The sequence below is a fragment of the Solimonas marina genome, assembly GCF_012241385.1.
In the GTDB taxonomy this organism is placed as follows: Bacteria; Pseudomonadota; Gammaproteobacteria; order Nevskiales; family Nevskiaceae; genus Solimonas; species Solimonas marina.
In genome coordinates this window covers 76,633-86,372 of the sequence record NZ_JAAVXB010000016.1, presented here as the reverse complement: position 1 = coordinate 86,372, position 9,740 = coordinate 76,633, and the positions used below count along the sequence as shown (strand labels likewise).

Annotated in this window: 12 protein-coding genes and 1 pseudogene; 7 read left to right on the top strand and 6 right to left on the bottom strand. The window is 62.3% G+C overall.

The window, feature by feature from the left end; all coding sequences use genetic code 11:
- Positions 1-335: transposase (locus G7Y82_RS19895; protein ID WP_436286684.1), on the bottom strand; the 335-nt coding region annotated here is incomplete at its 3' end.
- 229 nt (positions 336-564) lie between these two features.
- On the opposite strand from G7Y82_RS19895, the gene G7Y82_RS19890 reads away from it, so the two are divergent.
- Positions 565-882 carry a DUF7957 family protein gene (locus G7Y82_RS19890; RefSeq protein WP_168149880.1) on the top strand — a complete coding sequence of 106 codons (318 nt, stop codon included), beginning with the start codon at positions 565-567 and terminating at the stop codon, positions 880-882.
- A 146-nt stretch (positions 883-1,028) separates the two neighbouring features.
- Positions 1,029-1,284, top strand: a pseudogene (locus tag G7Y82_RS21615) (IS4 family transposase); the annotation flags it as partial.
- A 355-nt stretch (positions 1,285-1,639) separates the two neighbouring features.
- Here the strand turns inward: G7Y82_RS21615 and G7Y82_RS21250 are convergent.
- Together G7Y82_RS21250 and G7Y82_RS19880 are read right to left on the bottom strand one after the other, a co-directional pair.
- A complete protein-coding gene (locus tag G7Y82_RS21250) occupies positions 1,640-2,710 on the bottom strand; it encodes a hypothetical protein (protein WP_206370922.1) in 1,071 nt (356 codons plus the stop codon).
- Between the two features lie 250 nt (positions 2,711-2,960).
- Entirely contained in the window at positions 2,961-3,857 is an 897-nt protein-coding gene (locus tag G7Y82_RS19880) for an aspartyl protease family protein (RefSeq protein ID WP_206370921.1), read from the bottom strand.
- Positions 3,858-4,122: 265 nt separating this feature from the next.
- Between G7Y82_RS19880 and G7Y82_RS19875 the strand changes: the two genes are divergently transcribed.
- From G7Y82_RS19875 to pncA, 3 genes are all read left to right on the top strand, one after another.
- Complete coding sequence (locus tag G7Y82_RS19875) at positions 4,123-5,178, top strand: NAD(P)-dependent alcohol dehydrogenase (protein WP_168149879.1); 1,056 nt, start codon at positions 4,123-4,125, stop codon at positions 5,176-5,178.
- An 11-nt stretch (positions 5,179-5,189) separates the two neighbouring features.
- A complete protein-coding gene (locus tag G7Y82_RS19870; RefSeq protein WP_168149878.1) occupies positions 5,190-5,483 on the top strand; it encodes a PGPGW domain-containing protein in 294 nt (97 codons plus the stop codon).
- Positions 5,484-5,559: 76 nt separating this feature from the next.
- Positions 5,560-6,210, top strand: a complete 651-nt coding sequence (pncA, locus tag G7Y82_RS19865; RefSeq protein WP_168149877.1) for a bifunctional nicotinamidase/pyrazinamidase — start codon at positions 5,560-5,562, stop codon at positions 6,208-6,210.
- Between the two features lie 11 nt (positions 6,211-6,221).
- On the opposite strand, the gene msrA is transcribed toward pncA, so the two are convergent.
- The gene (gene msrA, locus G7Y82_RS19860; RefSeq protein WP_168149876.1) at positions 6,222-6,842 is read right to left on the bottom strand and encodes a peptide-methionine (S)-S-oxide reductase MsrA; all 621 of its coding nucleotides are present in this window, start codon (positions 6,840-6,842) and stop codon (positions 6,222-6,224) included.
- 125 nt (positions 6,843-6,967) lie between these two features.
- Between msrA and G7Y82_RS19855 the strand changes: the two genes are divergently transcribed.
- Both G7Y82_RS19855 and G7Y82_RS19850 read left to right on the top strand, forming a co-directional pair.
- Complete coding sequence (locus tag G7Y82_RS19855) at positions 6,968-8,041, top strand: GNAT family N-acetyltransferase (protein ID WP_168149875.1); 1,074 nt, start codon at positions 6,968-6,970, stop codon at positions 8,039-8,041.
- Between the two features lie 38 nt (positions 8,042-8,079).
- The gene (locus G7Y82_RS19850; RefSeq protein ID WP_168149874.1) at positions 8,080-8,589 is read left to right on the top strand and encodes a DUF3016 domain-containing protein; all 510 of its coding nucleotides are present in this window, start codon (positions 8,080-8,082) and stop codon (positions 8,587-8,589) included.
- A gap of 21 nt (positions 8,590-8,610) precedes the next feature.
- Here G7Y82_RS19850 and G7Y82_RS19845 read toward each other — a convergent pair whose 3' ends face one another.
- Positions 8,611-8,817, bottom strand: coding sequence for a SlyX family protein (locus G7Y82_RS19845; RefSeq protein ID WP_168149873.1), 207 nt, complete (start codon positions 8,815-8,817; stop codon positions 8,611-8,613).
- A 4-nt stretch (positions 8,818-8,821) separates the two neighbouring features.
- Positions 8,822-9,652, bottom strand: a complete 831-nt coding sequence (locus tag G7Y82_RS19840; RefSeq protein ID WP_168149872.1) for an OmpW/AlkL family protein — start codon at positions 9,650-9,652, stop codon at positions 8,822-8,824.
- Between the last annotated feature and the right edge of the window lie 88 nt (positions 9,653-9,740).

The window sequence follows — 9,740 nt, the reverse complement described above, 5'->3', positions numbered from 1 at the left end:
CCAGCTTGGCCATCGATCACCTCCTCGACGAATGCGTCGAATCTTGAGGTGTTGCATTGACCGGTTGAACCCACCGCCGCTTCGCGCAAAAAATCCCGCTCCTTGGTCACACGCGCCAGCTCGCGCTTCAGGCGGGTGACTTCCTCGTCTCGCGCCGTGCCGGTGCCGACGAATGCGGCCTTCGCCGGACTCGTCAGCTCGCGCTTCCAGCGCGTCAGCAAGTTGTCTCGAATGCCCAACTCGCGTGCCACCTGCGCGCAGCTCACGCCGGGCTGGCGTGCCTGCTCAACCGCCCCACGCTTGAACTCCGCGCTGAACTTCCTTCGCTTCGACATGAACACTCCTTTCGGCCATTGTCGGCCTTCTCGTAAGTGTCCGTGCTATCGGGGTAGAACCCCCCGCCTATATTTCGGATGTCCGGGTGCCATCGGGGACTAGAATGCAAGCTGGCGTGATTGGGCCGCAGCCGAACTTCGGACTCTATGTGGACAGCGGCTTTCAATATCAGTTGCTTGAGCAGATTCCGAGCTCCAGCTTCTACAACACGAGGCCCTTGGTCGGACAATGACAAAGCTCACTTCTGCGCAAGTAGACCTAATTGAAAAGCGGCTGGAGGTTGATGGGGCGCGCTCGATCGTCTTGCTTGACGTAGGCGGTAGAAAGGATGTGCCGGATCATGAATACAACGCCAACGTTTACTGCCTGGATGATCATGGCAATGTGGTCTGGCAGATTTCTGCCCCGTTATCTGCCAACCCTAGAGATTCGTTTGTTTCGCTTCGAATCGATGGCAAGAAGCTATGCGCCGACAGGTTTTTTGGTACCGAGTACGTCGTCGATTTGGACACTGGTGAGGCTTTGAAGAGTGGATGGCATAAATAGTTTTTCTAGACCCAAAAAATGGGACAGATTCTGAGGTATCCCCACGAAACCCCGAGATGAATCAGGGCATTAAGCTGGATTGAATCGAACGAGACGCGCATGACGTGGTCTGCCCTCACGGTCACCACACCAAGAGGAAGTACGCCATGCGCGCCACAGGAGTATTGCAGAAGTGCCTGTCGTCGCCGTTGCGGTCGATGCACACGGCGAGAGCACAGGTCCTGCTCCGATCAGTGGAAGCGTCGATTGCCGGTCGACGGCTGACGCTGATGGACTTGGCCCGTGCATGGCCGGGCGCGATGAAAGTCCGCGCTCCACTCAAGGCCCTGGACCGGCTGCTGACAACGCGCACCTGCATATGCCGAGCGGGCGCCGATCTATGCCGAGATGGCGCAGTGGCTTTGTACACTGTTTGTCGCAGAAGACTATTGCTTCACATCCAGCCTAGAATCGACACGCACGATCTCCAACAACTTCTCCCATATGTCTCTAAAGGTCGAGTACAAATCCTCCTTTTCTGCCTTGGAGTGAGCCCTTTCGACGGCCGCTGAAAATGTGCGGAAGCTAAGGGAGTCCAACGGCTTGGCAGAAATGAATGGCATTCCGCCAACATCATAGGGGAAAAATACTTCATCCCTGCAGGACTCCTCACCCTGTTGAAACGAAACACGAATTCTGTCGGTTAGATAGTCAAATTGTATGCTGCTGACTGGCAACCGAAGATTGTCTGTGATGATGACTGATCCGGCCATGGGAGTTATTTAAACAGAATAATTTTCGCCTGCAACTCTGGGGGTAGATTGCCTATAGAACCCTTTAAAAGATTCACGTTCTCCGGAGTGAGGAAGCGAGTATCTATAGGCACAATGTCAGCGCCGTTAACGTGATCTAGCAATGTGCTGTTGAAGCCTTCAAGGTTCTGCGAGAAATATTGATTTATACCGTTGGCTCGAGCTGCACTGTCGGGAGTTAGCAAGAAATCAACAGACTTTCCGGAATTCACTCCAGAATTACTATCGAATATAAAGTCCACGCCCGACTCACCGGGCGCTCGCTGAAGTGTTCCTCCTAGGTAATTCTCCAGTTCTGCTGCAGCTCCAGCCTCTCCTGGCCGGAGTTTTCCAATAGCCGGATCAGGGACGTTGAGGCGCGAGAAGTCTCCCAAATCAACTGCGTCCCTGGCATATATTGTGGTTGGCCCTCCCGCTACACTGTTTGCTGCGAGCGCAAGCTCTCTCTCCGCATTCGAAGTCGCGCCGACAATTCTACTGCCACCACCCACTCCGACCAACCCCAATGGATCGCCGTTAGCGACCGCCGTAGTGGTCACCGCGATCCGTGCGATACCGGAGAGCAATGTGTTTGCGGCGAGGAAACCAGCCCCGGCTGCCACAGCATCCAGCTTCGCGAGGTCACCTAAAGCCTCTCCCATCCAGTTCGGATTCAAAGACGGAAAGAGTGGCTGTTGCTCCGGAGCCGTGACCGCTCCAGTGGTCACAAACTCCGGAAATTCGTAAATCGGAGTGCCGTTGTTAGCGTGGCCAATGAGCGTTCCGGAGATATTATTTTGCTCCGTTGCTTGCGCGGCGTTGAGCGCCTCGACTTCACCATTACTCCGCAACGTTTCCGGTGAAATGTCGAGCTGCAAGCCCGCTACGTCGCTAACCAGACCGTTCACGTCGATGGACGGCGTCGCAAAGTCGCCTGCCGCCAACGGCGTGAAACTCGCGGCGTTCGAAGACGATGGGGAGCCTAGCGGCTGCTCAATTCCCTGATAGTCCTGCGCATACGTCAGGGCCTGCTGCGGCGTGTAGCCGCGTTGCAGCACATTGTCGTAGGCCTGCTTGGCACCCGCACTCAGGCTGTCGAGCCGGTTGTCGAAGTCTTGTTGCTCGAGCGCGCCTACGATGGAGTTTCCGAGCGCATTGCCAAATGCGTTCGGTACTCAAGCGACACCCTGTAGTGCATCAATAACAGTAGTTTGGGAGCGCCGCGTTGGTCGGCGTCTTCCAATGGCGCATCCGGCCACGCCGCCGGGCAGGCCGTCTGAGCGGAGCGTGGCGCAGTGTGCAGGCACGTCATGGCGCGCACAGCGCGATGCGATGCGTCCGCTGGTCGATCATCAGCACGAAACCCTGCAGCGCGTGCGCGCCGACCAGCAGTTCCGGATAGCGCTGCGAAACGCGCACCTCGACGTCGGACAGGCTGACGGCACCGATGCGGAACGGCCCATGGACCAGAGCGCTGCGGGTTTCAAGCCGCGAATTCGTCAGCGTGCCGACATGCGTGGCGCCCAGCACACGACCTGCCACCCTTGCGTAAAGCGATTGCGGCAGCACGAAGCTGACGTTCGCGCCGGTATCGAGATTGCCCTGCAGCGTTGTCGTCCCGATTGAAACCGGCACGCGAAACGCCCGTGTATAGGGCAGGACATCGGGCCCGGCGGGAAGCGTCATCTTCGTGCTGAAAGACAGTGTCTTTTTCGGGTAGTCGATCACCAATAACCCGTCGCCGAAAAACGCGCGGCCGAGAATGCCGGAAAAGCGCGCGTCGTCGGCCATCTGGCTGCCGTAATCGCGCGCAATGACATCGACGCCGTGCCGTGACAGGCCGCCAAGCGCCAACTCGTCGAGATGCACCGTGTCGACCGTCACCGTGCGGATGCCGTCGGACGTCCGTGCCGGTGCGCGTCCCCGCAACCCCAGTGCCGCGACCAGGCTCACGTCGGCGCGCCCGATGCCGCTGGCGCCAGTGTCGACCGCGAAGCGGTAGGGGCCGCGACCGTCAACCCGCACCTGCACGTAGATGCGACCGTCGACGACCGAAAACGGCACCTGCATCGCAAAGTCCGCGCGCGGGGCCTGTGCAAGCTTGCAAGCCGTGGGCAAGGGGCCGGCCTGTGCGGCGCCAGCCGCGAAGCCCAAGCCCGTAGAGAGCAACAACAGCAGCGCAGATTCGCGGATGAAATACATCATGACTCCCGTTCGTGAGCATCGGGGCAACTTGAACGAGCGCATGGCGACGAAAATCCTGCGAGAACCGGCCGGGCGCTCATGTCTTTAGATGCGCCGGGCGTAGAAAGCGGATGCATGCATAGCGCCGGCTTGCGACTGCCGGCGATCGTTCCGACAACCGGGGTTGCCCATTCCGCGAGACGCATTGTCCGATCCGGCGCGGTTTGCCCAAGGTTCATGAACATGCATCATCATGTCGGTCTCCCCCATCCCATCGGAGCCCCCCATGACCGCTGCTCTCGGCTATGCCGCTGAATCCGCCAAGGCCCCGCTGACGTCGTTCGCCTTCGAGCGCCGCACGCCCGGCGCGCACGACGTCCGCATCGAGATCGCCTATTGCGGCGTCTGCCATTCGGACTTGCATCAGGTCCGCGACGAATGGGGCGGCAGCGTGTTTCCGATGGTGCCCGGCCACGAGATCGTCGGCCGGGTCGTCGAAGTGGGCGCACACGTCAAAGGCTACAAGGTCGGCGATCTGGCCGGCGTCGGCTGCATGGTCGACTCGTGCCGTAGCTGCCCGTCCTGCGCCGAAGGCCTCGAACAGTATTGCGAACAGGGCTTCACCGGCACTTACGGCGCCAAGTCGCGCGTCGGCGACGGCATCACCTACGGCGGCTACTCGAATCACATCGTCGTCGACGAGGCCTTCGTCCTGCGCGTTTCCGACAAGCTCGACCTCGCGGCGGTCGCGCCGCTGCTGTGCGCTGGCATCACCACGTACTCGCCGCTGCGGCACTGGAAGGTCGGCCCCGGCCAGAAGGTCGGCATCGTCGGCCTCGGCGGTCTCGGCCACATGGCGGTGAAGTTCGCCAAGGCCTTCGGCGCGCATGTCGTGCTGTTCACCACGTCGCCGGGCAAGGGCGAGGACGCCAAGCGCCTCGGCGCCAGCGAGGTGGTGATCTCGAAGAACAAGGACGAAATGAAAGCGCATGCGCGCAGCTTCGACTTCATTCTCGACACGGTCTCGGCACCGCACGACATCAACGCCTATCTGGCGCTGCTCAAGCGTGATGGCGCGATGACGCTGCTCGGCGTGCCGGATACGCCGCCGATGCTGCAGTTCCAGCACCTGATCTTCTCGCGGCGCCAACTCGGCGGCTCACTGATCGGTGGCATCCAGGAGACCCAGGAAATGCTCGATTTCTGTGCCGAGCACGGCATCGTCTCGGACATCGAGCTGATCCCGATGCAGCAGATCAACGAAGCCTACGAACGCATGCTCAAAAGCGACGTGAAGTACCGCTTCGTCATCGACATCGCGACGCTGAAGCAAGCTGCCTGAGCACGCCATCGATGTTCGACGCGCTACGCCGCAACTGGCGCCTGCTCAAGCAGGCGCCAGCCGGCGAGCGTTTCCAGCGCTATCACGAGCACCGACAGCATGCGCGGCGCGGACCGGCGCGGCGCATGCTGCAACTCGGCGGCGGCGCCGTGATCACGGTGATCGGCGTCATCATGATGCCAGCGCCCGGCCCAGGCACCTTGGTCGTGATTGCCGGCGCGGCCCTGATGGCCGGCGAGTCACGCAGTGTTGCGCGTGCCCTCGACGGCACCGAGCGGCGCATCCGCCGCCTGCTCAAGCGTTGAGTAACACGGCAGGCTACGCGCGCGACACGCCGTCCGTTAGGCTGGACGCCCCAATGCCGAGCAAGGAAATGCTGCCATGACGACTCCCGTACCGGCGCCACCGTCATCGCCGCGCAGCGCGCTGCTGGTCATCGACGTGCAAAACGACTTCATGCCCGGCGGCCGGCTCGCCGTTACCGATGGCGACGCCGTCGTGCCGCTGATCAATCGCCTGGGTTCGTTGTTCACCCACATCGTCGTCACTCAGGACTGGCACCCGGCCGATCACATTTCATTCGCCAGCCAGCACGAGGGTCGCGCGCCATTCAGCACCATCACCCTGCCCTACGGTGCGCAGACGCTATGGCCGGACCACTGCGTCCAGGCATCCGCCGGCGCCGCGCTGCACGCCGATCTCGACCTGCCGCAGACGCAGCTGATCATTCGCAAGGGCTGCAATCGCACGATCGACAGCTATTCGGCCTTCGTCGAGGCCGACCGGCAGACGCGCACCGGCCTCGCCGGCTACCTGCGCGAGCGCGGCATCGACACGGTTTACGCCTGTGGTCTGGCGCTCGACTTCTGCGTGGCGTGGTCGGCGCTCGACGCACGCGCCGCCGGCTTCGCCACTGCCGTGATCGACGATGCCTGCCGCGCCATCGACCTCGATGGCTCGTGCGCGCGAGCCTGGCAGCAGATGACCGAAGCCGGCGTTCAGCGCCTGAGGAGCGCGGCGCTACTCGGCTGAGTGCCCGGCAATCAGAGCTTCAGCGCGTCGCCGAAATACTCGCGCAGCTTGTCGACCTTCGGCAGGGCGACGGCGGCGATATACGGCTGGCCCGGATGCAGTTCGGCGTAATTCTGGTGATAGTCCTCGGCCTCGAAGAACGCCTGCAGCGGCTGCAGCTGCGTGACGATCTTGGCCGAGTACACATCGGCTGCGTCGAGCTGCTGGATATACGCTTCGGCGACCTGCTTCTGCGTATCGTCGGCGTAGAAAATTGCCGAGCGATATTGCGTGCCGATGTCATTGCCCTGCCGGTTGAGCTGGGTCGGATCGTGGGCGACGGCGAAGAAAATGCGCAGCAGCGCGCCGAAGCTGGTACGCGCCGGATCATAGGCAATCTGCACAACTTCAGCGTGTTCGGTCTCGCCGGTACAGACGGTTTTGTAGTCGGCCGTCTCCTGGGAGCCGCCGGCATAGCCCGACGTCACCGACAGCACGCCGTCGAGCTCACGGTAAACCGCCTCGACGCACCAGAAGCAGCCGCCGGCGAGCACCGCAAGTTTCGGACTGCCTTCCTCGCGCGGGTCGAAGCTTGCGGCCGGAACCTGCTTCGGGCTGACCTTGAGCCCGCCGCCGAAAAAACTGCCTGCCATCTTTCGCTCTCCGGTTTCGAGGGCGGAAACGATACTCTTAATGGGCCGCCGCTGTCGCGGCATTCGCGTCCGCACGAGCGGCCTTTTCGCCCACGCTGTCCGCCCCCCTGATTTGCAGCGCACCCGTGACCGCCGAAACCAAGCTCCTGCCGACGCCCCGCCCGACATTGTTCACCGACGAGGCCTTCCTCGCTGCGCTCGAGACGAACGACTGTGCAGGCGTTGCACAGGGCTGGCTGCCACGGCATCTGCAAACGGCCGACGGCCGCGTGCCGTGTTACGAGAAATCGCACTCTTGGGGCGAGTTCGTCTTCGATTTCGAGATCGCGCGCGCCTACCGTCAGTACGGACTGAATTACTACCCCAAACTCGTCGCCTGCGTCCCGTTCACCCCGGTTCCCGGTGCGCGCCTGCTGGGCGCCGATGACCGCGCGCGCCTCGCATTGGCGTCGATGTTGCGCGAACGGGCTGCCGATGGCGGTTGTTCGAGCGCACACCTGCTGTTCGTCGACCCGGCCGAACGCGATCTGCTGACCAGCCAGGACTGGATCGCCCGTGCGCAATCGCGTTACGTCTGGCACGCGCGTGGCGCCACGGATTTCGACGGCTTCCTCGCGCGCCTGTCGAGCAAGAAGCGCAAGAACATCCGCGCCGAGCGACGCAAGCTCGGCGCGTTCGCGATCGAATGGCGCGCGGCATCGACGCTCAACGACGACGAGTGGCTGCGCGTGTTCCGCCTCTACGGCAGCACCTACGCGATGCGCGGCCAGGAGCCCTATCTGACATTGGCCTGCCTGCGCCAGTGGGCCACTCACTACGGGGAGCGCTTCTGGTTTTGCCTGGCGCGACTCGACGAGCGCATCGCGGCGATGGCGTTCTTTTTCGAGGACGGCGACACGCTGTACGGCCGCCACTGGGGCGCCGAAGCCGACTTCGACGGCCTGCACTTCGAGCTGTGCTACTACCAGGGCATCGAACGCTGCCTGCAGCGCGGGCTGCAGCATTTCGACGCCGGCGTTCAGGGCCAGCACAAGCTGGCCCGCGGCTTCGAACACGAGTCGGCGTGGTCGCTGCACTGGTTTGCGCATCCCGGCTTCCACGAGGCCATCAGCCAGGCCTACGCACAAGAGCGCGCGGCGCTCGAACGACAGATTTCAGGACCGGCCGCTGGTGAACTTGGCGCGTCGTCTGCAGACTAAGCAATAAGCCTCACACCCTTGCCCACCAGGAGTTCCCGATGCGTCTGCGCCTCGCGTTGCTCGCCAGCCCCGTTCTCGCCTGCGCCGTCGCGCACGCGGCCGATGCGCCGCCGCCGTCGAACACGGTCGTCAAATACATCCACCCGGAACACTTCGTCGACGCCGCCGACAGCGGCTTCGGCGGCACCGCCAGCCCGGTCGTGCTCGCCGAAATGACGTCGGTCTTCCAGGACCTCGGCGCCCAGTACATTTCCGCCGGCGAGCAACTGACGCTGGACGTCACCGACATCGACCTCGCCGGCCGCTACCAACCGGGGCCGAACGCCGGCGACTGGACGCGCGTGATGACCGATGCCGACTGGCCACGCATGAGTCTGCACTACACGCTGACGCAGGATGGCAAGGTGCTGTCGCAGGGCGATGCCAGCATCAGCGACATGAGCTATCTGAGTCACGCCGGCAAGCGCTCGAATTCCAGCGACGACAAGTTTTATTACGAACGGACCATGCTCGATCGCTGGTTCAAGAAAACCTTTGCATCGAAATAGAGGCGTCGACGACCTTACCGTTCAGTAGTGCGGCGGAACCTCGTCTTCCGCAGAGCCTTTGTGCACGTCCTGGCCGATACGCGCGACGCGCTCGGCCAGCTGCCGGCAAAGATTCTCCAATTCGCCGATGCGCTTGGACTGCTGGGCAATCACGTCGTTGAGATCCTGCAGCGTCGCCTCCTGATAGGCGAGCCGTGTCTCCAGGTTGATCAGGCGTTCGTCGTCCACGGCTTCAGAACGAATAGGAAACCAGCAGGGCTGTTGCCAGCGGATCGATGTCGATCTTGGTCGTGCTGTGCGACAGCCGCGTGCCGTCGGCGCTATAGATATTGATCGACGACGTGGTCTTCAGATCGACGTAAGACACCGACAGCGCGACGCCCCAGTGCTGGTCGTACGCGTAGTTCAGGCCGACGTTGGCGATCGGCGCCCAGTCCGGCGACGACTTGGCCTTGACCTTGGTGTCGTCGATCGGGAAGTTCAGGTTCGCCAGCGCCAGACTGCGGCCGAAGGTGTCCTTCAGATCGTTCTTGAAGTCCTGGTTCAGCGTCACCTGCGTGAAGAACGTATATGTGACGCCGACGCCGACGATCGGCCGCCAGCGCGCGGTCGGCTTGCCGAAGTAGTACTGCAGCAGCAGCGCCGGGCTCCACTGCCGAGAGCTGGCGATCGGGTTGTTCTCCTTGCTGCCCAGATCGACACTGAGCGAACTCAAGGCGGCGCTGGGCTGCACCACACCCTTGCCGCGCAAATAGAACTTCGGCGGAATACCGCCTTCGGATTTGATCGCCAGATGATCGGTGACGAAATACGACATCGCGACTTGCAGCGTCGTTGTATTGCTGACGGTTGCCGAGGTGCCCGGCGAATCGAAACTCTCGGGAATGCCGATCAGCGCACCGAGACCGGGCTTGAGGTCGGTGTGCAGCGGGGTACTGCTGTCCAATGTGGTGCCGTTGAGTAGGCCGACGTGCAGGACCGTCGTGCCGCGGCCTTCAGCATGGGCAGGTGCAGTCGCCAACCCGAACATCACGGGAAGCGCCGGAAGGATCCACTTGTACATCGTCTCTCCGAAATCGTTGTGGCGGCCTAGGCTCGCGTTAGTGCAGAGGGTCCGGCGCTTCCCCCGGCACGCCGCGGCGATAAATAAC

What these genes read in the sequence shown, in the direction of transcription:
- G7Y82_RS19890 (WP_168149880.1), top strand. Translation starts at nt 565, where the DNA reads ATGACAAAGCTCACTTCTGCGCAAGTAGACCTAATTGAAAAGCGGCTG.
- G7Y82_RS19880 (WP_206370921.1), bottom strand. Translation starts at nt 3,857, where the DNA reads ATGATGTATTTCATCCGCGAATCTGCGCTGCTGTTGTTGCTCTCTACG.
- G7Y82_RS19875 (WP_168149879.1), top strand. Translation starts at nt 4,123, where the DNA reads ATGACCGCTGCTCTCGGCTATGCCGCTGAATCCGCCAAGGCCCCGCTG.
- G7Y82_RS19870 (WP_168149878.1), top strand. Translation starts at nt 5,190, where the DNA reads ATGTTCGACGCGCTACGCCGCAACTGGCGCCTGCTCAAGCAGGCGCCA.
- pncA (WP_168149877.1), top strand. Translation starts at nt 5,560, where the DNA reads ATGACGACTCCCGTACCGGCGCCACCGTCATCGCCGCGCAGCGCGCTG.
- msrA (WP_168149876.1), bottom strand. Translation starts at nt 6,842, where the DNA reads ATGGCAGGCAGTTTTTTCGGCGGCGGGCTCAAGGTCAGCCCGAAGCAG.
- G7Y82_RS19850 (WP_168149874.1), top strand. Translation starts at nt 8,080, where the DNA reads ATGCGTCTGCGCCTCGCGTTGCTCGCCAGCCCCGTTCTCGCCTGCGCC.
- G7Y82_RS19840 (WP_168149872.1), bottom strand. Translation starts at nt 9,652, where the DNA reads ATGTACAAGTGGATCCTTCCGGCGCTTCCCGTGATGTTCGGGTTGGCG.